The organism is Spongiimicrobium sp. 3-5, assembly GCF_046557915.1.
Taxonomy (GTDB): domain Bacteria; phylum Bacteroidota; class Bacteroidia; order Flavobacteriales; family Flavobacteriaceae; genus JBHEBG01.
This window is the reverse complement of record NZ_JBHEBG010000004.1, coordinates 462,501-477,260: the sequence shown is the minus strand read 5'-3', so window position 1 is coordinate 477,260 and position 14,760 is coordinate 462,501. Positions and strand designations below refer to the sequence as shown.

Annotated in this window: 16 protein-coding genes and 1 riboswitch; of the genes, 7 read left to right on the top strand and 9 right to left on the bottom strand. The window is 40.3% G+C overall.

Going from position 1 to position 14,760, the window contains the following annotated elements; translation table 11 throughout:
• Nucleotides 1–20: 20 nt before the first annotated feature.
• Nucleotides 21–716: an SIR2 family NAD-dependent protein deacylase gene (locus ACEQ81_RS16425; RefSeq protein ID WP_411032001.1), complete on the top strand. Its 696-nt coding sequence runs from the start codon at nt 21–23 to the stop codon at nt 714–716.
• Here ACEQ81_RS16425 and ACEQ81_RS16420 read toward each other — a convergent pair.
• Nucleotides 679–1,152, bottom strand: a complete 474-nt coding sequence (locus tag ACEQ81_RS16420) for a heme-binding domain-containing protein (RefSeq protein WP_411032000.1) — start codon at nt 1,150–1,152, stop codon at nt 679–681. The two genes, ACEQ81_RS16425 and ACEQ81_RS16420, sit on opposite strands and share 38 nt — an antisense overlap.
• 34 nt (nt 1,153–1,186) lie before the next feature.
• Between ACEQ81_RS16420 and ACEQ81_RS16415 the strand changes: the two genes are divergently transcribed.
• Together ACEQ81_RS16415 and purB are read left to right on the top strand one after the other, a co-directional pair.
• Complete coding sequence (locus tag ACEQ81_RS16415) at nt 1,187–1,747, top strand: adenylosuccinate lyase (RefSeq protein ID WP_411031999.1); 561 nt, start codon at nt 1,187–1,189, stop codon at nt 1,745–1,747.
• A gap of 87 nt (nt 1,748–1,834) precedes the next feature.
• A complete protein-coding gene (gene purB, locus ACEQ81_RS16410; RefSeq protein WP_411031998.1) occupies nt 1,835–3,178 on the top strand; it encodes an adenylosuccinate lyase in 1,344 nt (447 codons plus the stop codon).
• Between the two features lie 29 nt (nt 3,179–3,207).
• Here the strand turns inward: purB and ACEQ81_RS16405 are convergent, their stop codons facing one another.
• The 6 genes from ACEQ81_RS16405 to ACEQ81_RS16380 form a co-directional block, all read right to left on the bottom strand.
• The gene (locus ACEQ81_RS16405; RefSeq protein WP_411031997.1) at nt 3,208–4,023 is read right to left on the bottom strand and encodes a mechanosensitive ion channel family protein; all 816 of its coding nucleotides are present in this window, start codon (nt 4,021–4,023) and stop codon (nt 3,208–3,210) included.
• A 145-nt stretch (nt 4,024–4,168) separates the two neighbouring features.
• Nucleotides 4,169–4,714: a DUF4252 domain-containing protein gene (locus ACEQ81_RS16400; RefSeq protein ID WP_411031996.1), complete on the bottom strand. Its 546-nt coding sequence runs from the start codon at nt 4,712–4,714 to the stop codon at nt 4,169–4,171.
• A 9-nt stretch (nt 4,715–4,723) separates the two neighbouring features.
• Nucleotides 4,724–5,284 carry a DUF4252 domain-containing protein gene (locus ACEQ81_RS16395; protein ID WP_411031995.1) on the bottom strand — a complete coding sequence of 187 codons (561 nt, stop codon included), beginning with the start codon at nt 5,282–5,284 and terminating at the stop codon, nt 4,724–4,726.
• Nucleotides 5,285–5,301: 17 nt separating this feature from the next.
• Nucleotides 5,302–5,847 (bottom strand): DUF4252 domain-containing protein, encoded by a 546-nt coding sequence (locus ACEQ81_RS16390; protein ID WP_411031994.1) that lies wholly within the window; start codon nt 5,845–5,847, stop codon nt 5,302–5,304.
• An 11-nt stretch (nt 5,848–5,858) separates the two neighbouring features.
• Nucleotides 5,859–6,278, bottom strand: coding sequence for a hypothetical protein (locus ACEQ81_RS16385; protein WP_411031993.1), 420 nt, complete (start codon nt 6,276–6,278; stop codon nt 5,859–5,861).
• On the bottom strand, nt 6,265–6,774 hold the full coding sequence (locus ACEQ81_RS16380) for an RNA polymerase sigma factor (RefSeq protein ID WP_411032036.1): 510 nt from the start codon (nt 6,772–6,774) through the stop codon (nt 6,265–6,267). Before ACEQ81_RS16380 ends, ACEQ81_RS16385 begins: the two co-directional genes overlap by 14 nt.
• Before the next feature lie 244 nt (nt 6,775–7,018).
• On the opposite strand from ACEQ81_RS16380, the gene ACEQ81_RS16375 reads away from it, so the two are divergent.
• Nucleotides 7,019–8,485: a S41 family peptidase gene (locus ACEQ81_RS16375; RefSeq protein ID WP_411031992.1), complete on the top strand. Its 1,467-nt coding sequence runs from the start codon at nt 7,019–7,021 to the stop codon at nt 8,483–8,485.
• Nucleotides 8,486–8,557: 72 nt separating this feature from the next.
• On the opposite strand, the gene ACEQ81_RS16370 is transcribed toward ACEQ81_RS16375, so the two are convergent.
• On the bottom strand, nt 8,558–9,496 hold the full coding sequence (locus ACEQ81_RS16370) for an ABC transporter substrate-binding protein (RefSeq protein ID WP_411031991.1): 939 nt from the start codon (nt 9,494–9,496) through the stop codon (nt 8,558–8,560).
• 4 nt (nt 9,497–9,500) lie between these two features.
• Nucleotides 9,501–11,366 (bottom strand): TonB-dependent receptor plug domain-containing protein, encoded by a 1,866-nt coding sequence (locus ACEQ81_RS16365; RefSeq protein ID WP_411031990.1) that lies wholly within the window; start codon nt 11,364–11,366, stop codon nt 9,501–9,503.
• 71 nt (nt 11,367–11,437) lie between these two features.
• Nucleotides 11,438–11,651, bottom strand: a riboswitch (cobalamin riboswitch).
• Nucleotides 11,652–11,707: 56 nt separating this feature from the next.
• Here ACEQ81_RS16365 and ACEQ81_RS16360 point away from each other — a divergent pair.
• Genes ACEQ81_RS16360 through ACEQ81_RS16350 form a run of 3 tightly spaced genes read left to right on the top strand, consistent with a single transcriptional unit; the run spans nt 11,708 to nt 14,716 of the window.
• The gene (locus tag ACEQ81_RS16360) at nt 11,708–12,868 is read left to right on the top strand and encodes an ABC transporter substrate-binding protein (RefSeq protein WP_411031989.1); all 1,161 of its coding nucleotides are present in this window, start codon (nt 11,708–11,710) and stop codon (nt 12,866–12,868) included.
• Nucleotides 12,869–13,900 carry a FecCD family ABC transporter permease gene (locus tag ACEQ81_RS16355; RefSeq protein ID WP_411031988.1) on the top strand — a complete coding sequence of 344 codons (1,032 nt, stop codon included), beginning with the start codon at nt 12,869–12,871 and terminating at the stop codon, nt 13,898–13,900.
• 21 nt (nt 13,901–13,921) lie between these two features.
• On the top strand, nt 13,922–14,716 hold the full coding sequence (locus ACEQ81_RS16350) for an ABC transporter ATP-binding protein (RefSeq protein WP_411032035.1): 795 nt from the start codon (nt 13,922–13,924) through the stop codon (nt 14,714–14,716).
• The last annotated feature ends 44 nt before the right edge of the window (nt 14,717–14,760 follow it).

The window sequence follows — 14,760 nt, the reverse complement described above, 5'->3', positions numbered from 1 at the left end:
CGTACCTATCTCGATTTAAAATGAAACAAAAAATTGTTGTGCTAACGGGCGCCGGTATGAGTGCGGAAAGCGGCCTTAAAACCTTTAGGGATGCCAACGGCCTTTGGGAGGGCCACGATGTAATGGAAGTAGCTTCCCCAGAAGGATTTGCTTTAAACCCAACATTGGTCTTTGAGTTTTACAATCAACGAAGAAAGCAGCTATTACAGGTAGATCCCAACAAGGGACACAAAGCATTGGTACTAATGGAAAAGTATTTTGATGTTAGTATTGTAACCCAAAACGTGGATAACTTGCACGAACGTGCAGGTAGCTCCCATGTAGTTCATTTACATGGCGAACTGTTAAAAGTTAGGAGCACCTACGATGAAAATCTAATTTTAGATTGGGAGACCGATCTTAACCAGGGCGATCTTTGCGAAAATGGTTACCAGCTTAGACCTCATATCGTTTGGTTTGGAGAACAGGTACCTCTGTTGAACAAAGCCGTTGAGATTACCCAAACTGCCGATATCCTTATTATTGTGGGTACCTCTATGCAGGTATACCCTGCCGCCGGGCTTATTGGTTATGCCGCCCCTAAAACGCCCATCTACTTTGTTGACCCCAACCCTAATATTAATAGGTCTGATTACGAAGGTTTAACATTGATTCCTAAAACTGCAGCTGAAGGTCTTCCTACTCTGGTCGCTGATCTAATTGATAGCGTGTCCTAGTTTTCTTGGCCCAAGTTATAATCGCTTCCCGTTGGGATTCCGTGAGCCGTGCTTCCTCATGGGTCCAGGTATACTCTTTTAAAGGCATCTCCTTAGCTTCCAGCATTTCTACGACTTCTTCCAGCTTATGGTCTTTCTTCTTATTATCATACGTATCCCAAGCCGAAAAATTTAGGTGTCCCTTCCCTTCATCAATATGGTCTTTTAACCAATAGGAAACCGGTGCAATATTATTGTACCAAGGGTATACCGTATTGTTGCTATGACAATCATAGCATGTCTGTTCCAATAAAGAAGTTACAGGGGCAGAAGGCACCGTTTCCGTAACAAAATTATGGGCATGCCCTTCGGCCGCAAGATTCTTATCGGGTCTATAGAACTGCATACCGATAAAGATTATAAGTAAGGCTACAAGTATTTTTTTAATCGATTTCATTTTCCTTATTTTATGCATTAAAAATACAATATTTGTGACCAAAACAGAACTTTATAATAAGTTGAATTATGTAAACCATACCAGGGAAAAAAGAACCGAAATGGCTCACATGGTCCGTAATGACCCTACCCTAGTTCCTGTGCTGTTGTCCTTGGTTTTTGAGGTAGACGACCCTGTTTCCAGCAAGGCATGTTGGGTTCTGGAATTTGTGGTTAAAGAAAACCTAAGCCTTCTTTTCCCGCATTTGGACACCTTTATTGCCAATATGGGAAGCGTTTATCTAGATTCTTCGGTACGTCCTCTTGCCAAAATATGTGAGTGCTTGGTCTTGGCTTACTTCTCAAAAAACAATGAACAAGTACAACTGGCCCTTAGCGAGAAACATTTGGAGCAAATGGTCACCAGCTGTTTTGATTGGCTCATAGGCGATTACAAAGTCGCTGCTAAAGCCTATTCCATGACTTCGCTCTATCTACTGGGTAGGAAGTTTCCTTGGGTACATCCTGAGCTTCGGCTTGTTATTGAGCAAAATTATGCCACCGGTAGTGCTGCGTACAAGGCCAGGGCTAGGCATACCTTGGCAAAACTTAAATAAATCGGAACCGGATTAAGACCCTCAAACCTTTTAAACTCATTAACTAATGGTTATCTTTGGGCCTTTCCAAAAATAATCTGTTCAGCGATGTCCTTAAACCAATTAAACGCGATTTCCCCCATTGATGGGCGTTATAGAAACAAAGCCGCCGATTTGGCACCTTTTTTTTCGGAGGAAGCCCTTATAAAATACCGCGTTAGGGTAGAAATAGAATATTTTATAGCCCTTTGCGAAATTCCATTACCGCAGTTATCGAAGTTTGATAACTCGAAGTTTGATGATCTAAGGAAAATATACACTGTTTTTGGAACAGCAGAGGCCCAGGCAATTAAGGAAATCGAAAGTATTACCAACCACGACGTTAAGGCGGTTGAATATTTCATAAAAAAACAATTTGATACACTAGGTCTACAAGATTACAAAGAGTTTATACATTTTGGATTAACCTCCCAAGATATTAACAATACAGCCATTCCACTCTCCCTTAAGGAAGCTGTCAATGAAATATACGTACCCCAATACATGCAGGTATTGGAAAAATTGGAACAGTTATCCAAAGACTGGGATGCCGTTCCCATGTTGGCCAGAACGCATGGGCAACCGGCCTCACCCACACGCTTGGGCAAGGAGATAGCAGTATTTGTAACCCGTTTAAAAGAACAGTTTAATCTGCTCAATGATATTCCCAGTGCGGCTAAGTTTGGTGGCGCAACAGGCAATTATAATGCACATAAGATCGCATACCCAAAGATAGACTGGAGAAATTTTGGACAGCAGTTTGTGCAGGAAAAACTAGGCCTTTACCATTCTTTTCCAACCACGCAAATAGAGCATTATGACCATATGGCCGCACTGTTTGATACCTTAAAAAGAATCAATACCATTATCATTGATTTGGATAGGGATTTTTGGACCTACGTGTCCATGGATTATTTTAAACAGAAAATAAAAGAGGGCGAAGTGGGCTCTTCTGCCATGCCCCATAAGGTTAACCCTATCGATTTTGAGAACTCCGAAGGAAATTTAGGAATGGCGAATGCCATTTTTGAGCACTTATCGGCTAAACTACCGGTGTCTAGGTTACAACGCGATCTTACAGATAGTACAGTACTACGAAATATCGGTGTTCCTTTGGCCCATACGGTAATAGCGTTTCAATCTACCCTTAAAGGGTTGGATAAATTGTTACTGAACCAGGACAAGTTTGAGCAAGATCTGGAAAACAACTGGGCTGTAGTGGCCGAGGCCATTCAGACCATTTTAAGGCGTGAAGGTTATCCAAATCCTTATGAAGCATTAAAAGGATTAACGCGTACCAATACAAAGATTACACGTCAATCCATTGCCGATTTCATAGATACCTTAGATGTATCTACAGCGATAAAAACGGAATTAAAGGCCATAACCCCTAGTAACTACACCGGTATTTAGCGATAATCCGAAAAAGAAAAGGTAAAACCCTATTCTTCTTTGTGGATTTCTACTTGGTGTGGGTATGGTATCTCTATACCGGCATTATCCAATGCCAATTTGCAGCCCTCCAGGGTTTCAAAATACACGTCCCAATAAAGTTCCGGTTTACAGAATGGCCGTACCGCAAAGTTTACAGAGCTATCGGCCAATTCCGACACATTTACGGATGGCGCCGGGTCTTGCAAAACCTTAGGGTTGGATGTCAACACTTCCATTAAAACGGCTTTGGCCGTTTTAATATCTTCCCCATAACCTATCCCGATGGTGGTATCTACTCTTATTCTTCCTTCGGCCGAATAATTGATAATGTTACCATTGGCCATAGCGCCATTGGGTACTATCCCCAATTTACTATCCGGGGTGGTAAGTTTGGTGGTAAAGATCTCTATTTCCTTTACTTCTCCCAGAACACCTTGTGCCTCAATTAAATCCCCAATTTTATAGGGTTTAAAAATCATGATCAATACTCCCCCGGCAAAATTGGACAGTGACCCTTGTAGGGCTAATCCAACAGCCAAACCGGCTGCGGCTATTACAGCGGCAAAGGTAGTTACGTCTACCCCTAACCTGGAGATTACAATAATCAATAAAAATACCTTTAAGGCCCAAGAAACCAGATTTAGCAGAAACCTCTGTAAGGATTCGTCGTACTTACTTTTGGACATTACGTTCCTTGCCGCTCCGATAATCCTTTTAATTATCCAAGAACCTATAATATAAATCAGAATTGCCGTAATTAACTTTGGCCCAAATTCCTTTGCTAGATCAATGCCATAGTTAAACCATTCCTGTGCTTTTTCCATAGTTGTATTTTGTTAGTGTTTAAAGTAGGAACAAGATAAGTATTCGGTTAGAAAAAGTAAATACCACAGTGTCTATTTAATGAAAAATCCTGCTCTGTTTAAATAACAGGGCAGGATTTTTATCAATTTAAGTCAGTATAAGCGATCAGCCTTTCAAGAATTGACCTATTTCGCCCAATCCCTCACCTTTATAATCGGATTGCTGAATAACTTGTATAAGTTGTACCAAATGTGCTGGATTCATATTATTGCCGAGAACACGTACCAGGGCAAAACCTTTATCATCACTGTTTCCATATATAATTACCTCATCGATAGCTTCTTCATCACCCAGATATTTAATAACTCCTCTACCATAGCTAGAATTTAGCTTCATTAACTCTACAAACTCATCGTTTTTTAAAATGGCCTTTACTTTAGCCTTTTCCAATTTGTATTCCTCCGCGTTTTGGGCAGTCTTCCTAAAGGCCAAAACGTTCAGCTTCTTAAGAGACCCCAGTGCTGTTCTTTGTACCTCGGACAAATCGGTTTCTTCCAAATTTAGAATACTAGCGGGCACATCTAACGAAATAAAGTTGGGGTTTTCTGCATTGTCCACATAATACTCTTGCAAACTCTGGGTAGAAGAACAGGCCGAAACCAGTCCGACAAGCATTAAACAAATGGTTATATTCTTTACGTACTTTCTCATTTTCTAGTTTTAATATTTCAATCCATGTTTTACCTTACCCAACTCTTTGGGCAAGTTCATTTTCCTTGTAAGCTTGTCTAGCTCGCTCAGATCCATCTGGTCTCCCATCAAAGAAAGCAAAAGGGTTTTGTACCTATTGTCATTGACGGGAAGTCTGATCTTTTTGGATCCGGAAACGGACATAACAAGCTCGTTAACATACTTTCCCTCTGCAACTTTATCAACAAAGTATCTTATATTTTGATTCTGCGATGTTGCATCATCTACCTTAAGCTCATATAGACGTGAGGTTTTTACGTATTGATTCGTAGATTGCAACATTTCCTCGGAAATGTTTTTATCGTTCGTAGCACATACTTTTAAACTGTCTACTTTGCTTATTAAATTGATAAATGCCAAATCATTGGTATCATTTAGATCCATTCCCAATTTCACCAATAGGTTCATCATTGGACTGTTTACCGTCATTGAAAACACTTCGGGTTCTTCTTCATATTTATCGAAAACCGATTGCGAGAAACCTGCTAAAGGTGTTAAGACCATTAAAAGAAGAAGGGTCGTCGTTTTCATGACCATCGCGGTATTTCTTAATTGTTCTTTTTCCCGGCTTTGTTAAGTTCTTCGGGCAAGTTCATTTTCTTGGTAAGGGAATTGATTTTGTTAAGATCAATATCTCCTGTAAGGGACAATAATACGGTCTCAAACTTTCTACCATCCACCTCTACGTCATGCTTCATACCGGTAACGAACATAAGCAACTCGCTTACATGGTCATCGTCCTTGCCATTTTTAATGTAGAACTTAACATTGGCTTCTTTATCCTTTATTCGCATCAATTCTTCCATGGAAGCAGATTTTAAATATTTACTCACAGAAGCCTTCATATCAGTGGATATCTGCTTGTCTTCGGTAGTAAATACCTTTAAACTGTTTACACTTTTGGCTATGTCCATAAAGTCTTGAGCCTCCTTGTCGTCTACCTCTACTTCAATCTTACTTAGCAGATTAAACATGCTCTTGTTTACCACTACCGAGGTAACCTCATCCAAATCCTCGTACTTATCGAACAAAGACTGGGAAAAACCCATCAATGGTACTGCCGTCATTAATATTATTATAATATACTTTTTCATGATTTCTGATTTTAATTTTTGTTGTACACTTTTCGTTTAGTTTCTTCAAACTCATTTAAATAGGCTACTTTTTCGGTTCCACGTCCAAAATTTTCAGCCAAGAGCGTTAATGCCTTTTTTGTTTGATTATATGCATATTTCGCTTCTCTTTGTTCTTGGTAACTCTTACCAAAATAGATGCCAAAGGTTAAAACTGCCACTGCTGCTACGGAAATCCATTTATAATAGTTATTTCTAGGTTTTAATGGAACCTGCTTGGTAAACCGTTCTTCCTTGGCGTTGGAAAAATATTTAAACATGGGGGCATACTGTTTTAAATGTGTTGCAACACCTTCTTGTGAAAAATAAGCCCTTAATGTTTCCTCTTCGGCTACCGTAGTGGTGGCCTCAAAGTACTTTTCCAATAATTTTTCTATGCTATCCAATTCCATAGCTATGTTTTTTAATTAATTTTTCTCTAACTGTTTTTCTTGCTCGTGAGAGCGCTACCCGCACAGCGGTTGGTTGCATGTCCAACAAATTTGCTATCTCGTCAAAATCATACTCCTCAACATCTCGCAGTTGCAGAACCAATTTCTGTTGTTCTGGTAGATCTTCCATAATTCGCTGCACCCAATCCACACTATCTTTGGCCTCCACCGTTTTCTGTAAAGAGGCATTGTCATCGGCATAATTACTGTGCACCAATTTAAGGTTGCCTGCCTGTTTGGACTTCAAACGGTCCAAACAAAAATTCTTTGTCATGGTCATGGCAAAAGCTTCGACATTATTATAACTTTCCATAACCTTTTTCTTTGCCCACAACCGTAACAAAATCTCCTGTGTGGCATCTTCTGCTTCCTCCGCAGATACCAGTAACCGTTTCGCAAGCCTATATAGCTTGTCTTTAAAAGGCATTACCACATCTAAGAACTCTTCTTGTTTCATTGTTGGTCCGGTTGTCTCGTAAACCATTACTTGGTGTTTTACATAAGGAAGACGAAGGTTGGCGAATTTTGTTACAAAAAATTTTTTTTTCCTCTGAATGTAAGTAATTTAGGCAATTGTAAACTAAAAGTATAAGGGTTTACGTACATATGGAAGAAAGTTAAGCAATGCCCCTTTGACTATCAAAATTTCTGGAATGATAATTGTTTACAATAGTCTTCTGGAATGGAATAAAAAGATTACTATGAAAAAATTTGTGTTTCTTTACCTAGGTGTGGCCTTTGCATTACTAAGTTGTAGTAGTGATGATGATGGCATACGGAATCCCGGCACACCAAATCCCAATCCTTCCGCAGATGTTGATGTGCAGAATTTTATGTGGCAAGCTATGAACTTGTGGTACTTTTGGCAAGAGGAAGTCGCCGATTTGGCCGACGGAAGATTTGCCAATGACGATGAGTATACGCAATTTCTGGAGGATAATACCAATCCTGAAGATTTTTTCTTTGGCAAACTGTTGTTTACCGAAGATAGGTTTAGCTTCTTAAGTGATGATTATACAGAGCTTGTTCAGAATTTTGCGGGTATCTCTAAAAGTAATGGTCTAGAATTTGGGTTGATACAATTTTCCGATAGCGATGATGTCTTTGGATACGTACGATATATAGTACCAAATTCCGATGCTTCTACCAAGGCCATTGCCCGTGGCGATATTTTCGTGGGTGTTAACGGCACAACCCTTACCGGCGACAATTTTGAGGGTCTTCTCTTTGGAGGGAACGATACCTATACCCTAAACATGGCTGATATTGCAGGTGATGTGGTAACCCCAAATGGTAATGAAGTTACCCTTACCAAGCAAGAAGGTTTGGTTGAAAACCCAGTGTTCATAACAAAATCGTTCGATATTAGCGGTCAAAAAATCGGGTATATAATGTACAATGGATTTACCGATGAATTTGATGAGCAGCTTAATGCAGCTTTCGGGCAATTAAAAACCAGCGGAGTAACCGATCTGGTCTTGGATATGAGGTACAACCCCGGTGGAAACGTAAATACCTCTAGGTTATTGGCGAGTATGATATATGATACCAATACCAGCGAGCTTTATATTAAACAGCGTTGGAACGATAAAGTACAACCTCAACTGAGTGCAAATCAACTAGAAGACTATTTTGCCGCCACTACGGAATCTGGAACGGCCATAAATACACTAAACCTAAGTCGTGTTTATATTTTAGCCACCAACAGTTCCGCTTCGGCAAGTGAATTGGTCATGAATGGTCTTGACCCCTATATTGAGGTGATTCATATTGGGGAAACCACAAGAGGAAAAAATGAGTTTTCCATAACCATGGTAGATGATGCCGGCAATAACTATGTATACAACTCTGGTAGGGAAAACAATATTAATCCACAAAACAGTTGGGCTATACAGCCGCTTGTAGGAAGAAACGAAAACTCAGTAGGTTTCTTGGATTATACCGCCGGATTTGCCCCGGATGTTCCCTTAGAGGAAGATTTGGCCAATTTAGGGGTGTTGGGCGATGCCAATGAGCCTTTGCTTGCCAAAGCCATTGAAGAAATAACGGGAGTAACCTCTAAAAGGGATTTCACCGTTAAAATGCCAATAAAAATAATGTCGAGTTCCAAAATGTATACCGCTATGAAGGATAATATGTATTTGGACAAACCCATAAGTATTAAATAGACAAGTTTTACCTTTCAATAAAAAAGGGACCCGTTTAAACGGGTCCCTTTTTCGTATATGAGACCATAAATATTAGTTTATGGCTTTTACTTCGCTAAGGTTTTTATAACGAGTTATCAAACGCTCTGGTACCTTTATACTACTGGGATGAAACAGACCCGCAAGTAACTCAATACCATCTACCAGGGTACTTGCCGAAGATTGCGTGAAAAGATCGAAATCTGCTATAAAGACTGCATTTTCCTGAACTGCCTTTATATTCTCCCAACCTTCTTTTTCGGTCAACAGATGTATCTCTTCCAAAGTACGGTCTATTGTAAAACCGCAAGGGGCAATTACCAAAACTTCCGGGTTATATCGTACTATTTTCTCCCAAGAGGTAACAACGCTATCCCCAGATGGGTTAGATAGCATATCTACACCTCCAGCATAGGCAATTTGATGGGGTATCCAATGTCCGCAATTATAAATTGGGGCCAACCATTCCATAAGCATTACCCGTTTAGTTAACGCTCGCGATGCCCTTAAACTATCAATAACGATATCTATTCGTTTTTGAAGCAGATCTAGATATTCATAGGCCTTTTCTTCCTTGCCCATGGCCGTAGCGATTGTAACCGCTGTTTTAAAAACATCTTCCAAGGACTCTGGACTAATCGATATTAATTGCGGTTGTTTTTCCAATTTGGCCACAGCGGCCGCTGTACAGGCAGTATCAATCTGGCAAACCTCACACGTGTCTTGGGTAAAGATTACATCGGGCGCTATACGCTCTAGTAAGTGTTCATCCACATAATACAAACTTTTGCCCTGGTGCTTACTGGCAGAGAACAAAGCGTCTATTTCCGTACTGGTATAGGCCTTCCCTTCCAATACACAACGCACTACCGGTTGTTTTTCATCCAATGCGCGCTTGGGACATTCAAAGGTTACGCCATACAAATAATCGGCCAAACCCATATCGTATATCATTTGGGTAACCGCTGGCAAAAAGGAGCAGACTTTTAGCATGGTGCTATAAATTAATGTTTATACCCCCTCTTATGTTTCTTCCTTTTGTACTAAACCCAATTACCTCCGTATAACTTTCATTAAAGATATTATTGGCACTTAAAAAGAATTTTAGCGTTCCTGGTATTATTTCATGCGAAAAATACAGGTCTACCAAGGAAAAAGAGGGTAAATCTATATCCGTAAAGGTACCAAAATCCGTATCCAATCTGTCTCCGGTAAGGGAATAGTTTACGGCGGCATTGGTCCTTTTTGAAATGGTGTAAGACAACGAACTATTTATTTTATGTTTAGGAATCCGAATGGCATTGTCTCCTTTTCTTTCCGTATATGTATAGTTGGCACTTAACCTGAGTTCGTTAAGAGGCTGCCAATCCAATTCTACTTCCACTCCCTGGGCATCTATGGTATTTTCAGAATTGATGCTCATAAAATTTTCATCAAAAGTGATAAAGTTCTCCTCTTTACGATTAAAATACAGTGCGCTAAGTCTAAGTTGTGTCTTATGGCCATATTCCACACCACCCTCTATGGTACGGTTATCTTCTGGCTCTAAATTTGGGTTGGCTCCAAAATCCCCGAAAAGTTGTGCTAAAGATGGTGTTATATATGAAGTAGCATAAGAACTCAACACTTTAACATAACTATCCTCCATTTTAAAAGTAAAAGAGGGGTTAACATTATACACCAGGTTACTGCCATACTCCGAATGGTTATTGATCCTAAATCCGGTATTAATATTTAACCCAAATGGGGATACATACACTACATTGGCATATGGATCTATGATTGTGAACTCCTGTTCGGCAGATGCTTCCGCCTTGTCGTTTAAGTAATTTAATCCCAATACGGTATAAAAACGGTCGTTGAAGTTATATTTGTTGTACACATCCAACACTACGTTATTTGCTTTAAAAACACTGGGAAAGCCACTAACATTATCAGAATTGTAATCTGTATATGCCCCATTTAAGTTTAAAGAGCCCTGGTTATACTTATAAATTGAAGAGACACCTACCCTATTTTGCTCTATGGTCAGTTGATAAGGCGCATCAACAAAACCAAAAGTTTCATCAAATTGAGTCCTTAGTTTTGTTTGACTACCATAAACCTGTACACTAAGAGCATTGGAAAATTTATAGCCCAATTTAATGTCCGTGCTTAGGTTGGAATAATCGTCCTCCTCATCTGTAGTGGTAACAAGTGCCGAAATACCATTGGTATAGGTATTGCTAAAACCAACCAAATACGTAAAGCTCCCCAAGGTACCATTAATCTGCGCAGAATTGGAAAAATCGGAGAGATTGTAATTTTGATCCTCCGAAGTCTGGTTTGTACCAACACTCGATTGAAAATTGGCAGCAATGGGTTTGTCAGAGGCCTTTTTAGTAGTAATATTGATTACTGCCGTTGCTGCATTAGTACCATAAAGTGTACTTGCCGCCCCTTTGATAATTTCTATGGAGGCTATATTGGCCGCCAAGAGTAATCTTAAATCATACTCCCTGGAAAATGAAGAAGGATCACTTATACGTACCCCATCGATAATAACGAGTACTTGGCTTCCTCGCCCACCACGTGCAAAAACACCCAATGTGGTACCGGGCCTACCTCTACTACCAGCAAGTTCCAAACCACTTTTTACATTGATGATCTCTGCCACTGATCTACCTTGGTTTCTTTCCAATTCCGCTGCGGTGATCTTAATGACCGTTTTCCCGGAATTTTCTCTCTTGAGGTTAAAGCGAGAATCGCTAACCACTACCTCATCCAGTTGTTCAACTGGGATCGAATCATTTTGCTGCGCTTGTACCGCAACACTTGTGCACAGTAATACCGTAGCACAATAGCCTAAAAATTTGTTGTTCATTTCGTTTACAAAATAAACGGGAGAATAGTATGTCTGTACCCATACGTAAACTTTTATCCCGAAAGTTTAACAATGTTTGTTGTGAATAAGGCAGGTCTCCTGACTTGCGTCCTGCTAAATACCTTCCCGTCCAAAAGGTATCGGACAGTGGTTTTGAAGTTATAGCGGGCATCCACCAAAGGCGGACTAAGCTTACAGTTGCGGGAACAGTTCCAGATTTTCACTGGATTCCCTTTTAATTTTATCGATCTAAAACCGATAAAAACCAAAATTCTCTGCGAAAGTAAACATTTTGTTTAATCTTTTTGCTACAACTTAAATAATACTACTTTTGAACGGTGATGAAAAAAAGAAATCCAAACAGTATTATCGGCCTATTATGTCTTTTTTTGATGCTGGCCTGTAAAGAGCAAAAAAAAGATATGCCGATGAGCGCTCAAAATTCGGCATCATATACCATTACCTATGCCAAGGGTTTTAGTATAGAAAAACAATCTTCGGGCTTAGCCGTAATAAAGCTAACATCTCCATGGCCCAATGCAGAAACTGCTTTTACGTATGCCTTGGTTCCGCGAGAAAAAAAAGCCGATATTACCTTGAACAATGATGATTATGACGCTATTGTTTACGTGCCCGTGGAAAGGATCATTGTTACCTCCACGACCCATATTCCGGCTTTGGAGTCGCTTGGGGCAACGGAAAAATTAGTGGGGTTCCCCAACACTTCCTTTATTTCCTCCAAGGAAACACGCAAACGTATAGATGCCGGCCATGTACAGGAATTAGGTAGCAACGAGAACATCAATGCCGAAATGGTAATCTCTTTAGACCCCGATGTGGTGGTGGGCTTTGGTATCAATAATAAAAACAAAGCCTACAGAACATTGGAACAATCTAATATCCCTGTTGTATACAACGGCGAATGGACCGAAGAATCTCCTTTGGGAAAGGCAGAATGGATAAAATTCTTCGCCCCGTTCTTTCAGAAAGAACAGCTTGCGGACAGTATTTTTAAAACGGTTGAGGAATCGTACAACAGTATTAAATTATTGAGCAAAAAAGCGTCCACAAAACCTACTGTACTTACCGGTGGACTGTATAAGGACGTTTGGTACGTTGCAGGGGGGAAAAGTTGGCTCGCAGGTTTTTTAGACGATGTTAAGACCAATTATCTATGGAAGGATAACCTAGAAAGCGGTAGCCTCTCCCTAAGCCTAGAAAGTGTATTGGATAAAGGTAGGGAAGCAGAATTTTGGCTTAACCCGTCCTTGCACGTTTCATATGATGAGATGCTAACCGCAAATGGCCATTACAAGGAATTTGATGCCTTTAAGAACAAGAACGTCTTTTCTAACAGTATTGCCAAAGGCAGTACGGGCGGACTTCTTTTCTACGAGCTTGCGCCTAATAGACCCGATTTGGTTTTAAAAGACCTCATTCATATTTTTCACCCAGAATTATTGCCAGAGCATATCCCAGTTTTCTTTAAGCCTTTGAATTAAGTGGGTACAACCAAAACATACAGAACTTCTTTTTTGCTACTGACCATTGCGCTGTTGTTTTTTTTCGGATTAAATATAAGCGTGGGATCCGTTACTATTCCCATTAAGGATACCTTGGCCAGTCTGTTAGGAGGAAATCTGGATAATCGATCATGGGAATACATAATTTGGAATTATAGGCTTCCCAAGGCCTTTACCGCAATTTTGGTAGGCAGTGCCCTGGCCCTAAGTGGTTTGTTAATGCAGACCCTTTTTAGGAATCCGTTGGCCGGCCCTTTTGTTCTTGGAATAAGTTCCGGAGCCAGCCTGGGAGCGGCCTTACTGATTATGGGATCTTCGTTGTTCTCCGGTATATTGGCCTTTCGCCTTGTAAATGATGTTTCCCTGGCACTGGCATCAAGTATTGGAAGTTTTTTGGTACTATTGGCCGTTATGGCCATGGCCTCAAAAGTGAAGGATACCATGGCGCTTCTGATCATTGGTCTAATGTTTGGGAGCATTACAGCAGCAATAGTAAGCGTACTCTCCTATTTTGCGGATGCGGAAAAATTGCAACAGTTTATATACTGGTCTTTTGGAAGTGTGGGTAACCTGTCCTGGAACCAACTGCTTCTTTTATTAGGTATTGTGCTGGTGGGTACCTTTTTGAGTATACTTTCGATCAAATCCTTAAACGCCCTTTTGTTGGGCGAAAACTACGCCCGAAGCCTTGGGGTGGAACTGCGGAAATCGCGCTTTTTAATAATTATCGCAACTGGCCTATTGGCTGGTGGTGTTACCGCTTTTGCAGGGCCAATAGCATTTATTGGGCTGGCCGTACCACACCTTACCAAACAAATTTTCAATACAACCGACCATAAAGTACTTGTACCCGCTGTATTGATCTATGGTTCAATATTGTTGTTACTTTGCGATACCATGGCACAATTGCCTTCATCGGCCTATATTTTACCTATAAATGCCATTACCTCCATTGTAGGGGCTCCCGTGGTCGTCTGGTTATTGGTACGAAAAAAGAAAATGATATTTTAAACAAAGACAAAATCAACAAATATTAACAACGAGGCAATACATATTTCGTTAAAAGTATCTAAGCTGAACGTAGGTTATAGCCACAAAAAGCGGCAAAACAGCATCGTTGAGGGTATTGGGTTTTCCTTGTTGAAAGGTGAGTTGGCAGCTATTGTGGGCGTCAATGGAATAGGCAAATCCACACTTTTGCGAACCCTTGGACGAGTGCAGGAAAAACTATCGGGAAATATTTGGTTGAACGGTAAACCACTAGAATCTTTCAATGCAAGGGATCTGGCCGCAAAAATAAGTGTGGTCCTTACCGATCCTATTGCATCTAAAAACCTTACCGTTTTAGAGTTGGTAGCTTTAGGGCGACAACCCTATACCAACTGGATCGGCACGCTGACGACGGATGACGTATCAAAAATAAAATCGGCCATAAGTATGGTAGGTCTAGAAGATCTGCAACACAAAAAATGTTATGAACTTAGTGATGGGCAATTGCAAAAAGTGATGATCGCAAGGGCATTGGCCCAGGACACTTCCATTATTTTGTTGGACGAGCCCACCACCCATTTGGACCTCTACCATAAGGTACATATTTTAAAACTTCTTAAACACATAGCCCATAGCACCCATAAAACGATATTGTACACCTCTCACGAGATAGAGATGGCCATACAATTGTGCGATAAAATGTTGTTGTTAGACAACAAACAAAATGCCTTTGGAGAGCCATGCGAATTGATAAAAAAGAAAAGTTTTGAAAGCCTTTTCCCAACCGATACCATAACCTTTGATCCCAAAACCGGCTCTTTTAAGGTTAATAAGTAAGGGGTTTGGCATATTACATTTTAATGTCAAACCTTTATCTTTAC

Excerpts from the sequence above, each read along its gene's own strand:
- ACEQ81_RS16375 (WP_411031992.1), top strand. The coding sequence starts at position 7,019 with ATGAAAAAATTTGTGTTTCTTTACCTAGGTGTGGCCTTTGCATTACTA.
- ACEQ81_RS16395 (WP_411031995.1), bottom strand. The coding sequence starts at position 5,284 with ATGAAAACGACGACCCTTCTTCTTTTAATGGTCTTAACACCTTTAGCA.
- ACEQ81_RS16385 (WP_411031993.1), bottom strand. The coding sequence starts at position 6,278 with ATGGAATTGGATAGCATAGAAAAATTATTGGAAAAGTACTTTGAGGCC.
- ACEQ81_RS16380 (WP_411032036.1), bottom strand. The coding sequence starts at position 6,774 with ATGAAACAAGAAGAGTTCTTAGATGTGGTAATGCCTTTTAAAGACAAG.
- ACEQ81_RS16370 (WP_411031991.1), bottom strand. The coding sequence starts at position 9,496 with ATGCTAAAAGTCTGCTCCTTTTTGCCAGCGGTTACCCAAATGATATAC.
- ACEQ81_RS16390 (WP_411031994.1), bottom strand. The coding sequence starts at position 5,847 with ATGAAAAAGTATATTATAATAATATTAATGACGGCAGTACCATTGATG.
- purB (WP_411031998.1), top strand. The coding sequence starts at position 1,835 with ATGTCCTTAAACCAATTAAACGCGATTTCCCCCATTGATGGGCGTTAT.
- ACEQ81_RS16420 (WP_411032000.1), bottom strand. The coding sequence starts at position 1,152 with ATGAAATCGATTAAAAAAATACTTGTAGCCTTACTTATAATCTTTATC.
- ACEQ81_RS16400 (WP_411031996.1), bottom strand. The coding sequence starts at position 4,714 with ATGAGAAAGTACGTAAAGAATATAACCATTTGTTTAATGCTTGTCGGA.
- ACEQ81_RS16425 (WP_411032001.1), top strand. The coding sequence starts at position 21 with ATGAAACAAAAAATTGTTGTGCTAACGGGCGCCGGTATGAGTGCGGAA.
- ACEQ81_RS16405 (WP_411031997.1), bottom strand. The coding sequence starts at position 4,023 with ATGGAAAAAGCACAGGAATGGTTTAACTATGGCATTGATCTAGCAAAG.
- ACEQ81_RS16360 (WP_411031989.1), top strand. The coding sequence starts at position 11,708 with ATGAAAAAAAGAAATCCAAACAGTATTATCGGCCTATTATGTCTTTTT.
- ACEQ81_RS16365 (WP_411031990.1), bottom strand. The coding sequence starts at position 11,366 with ATGAACAACAAATTTTTAGGCTATTGTGCTACGGTATTACTGTGCACA.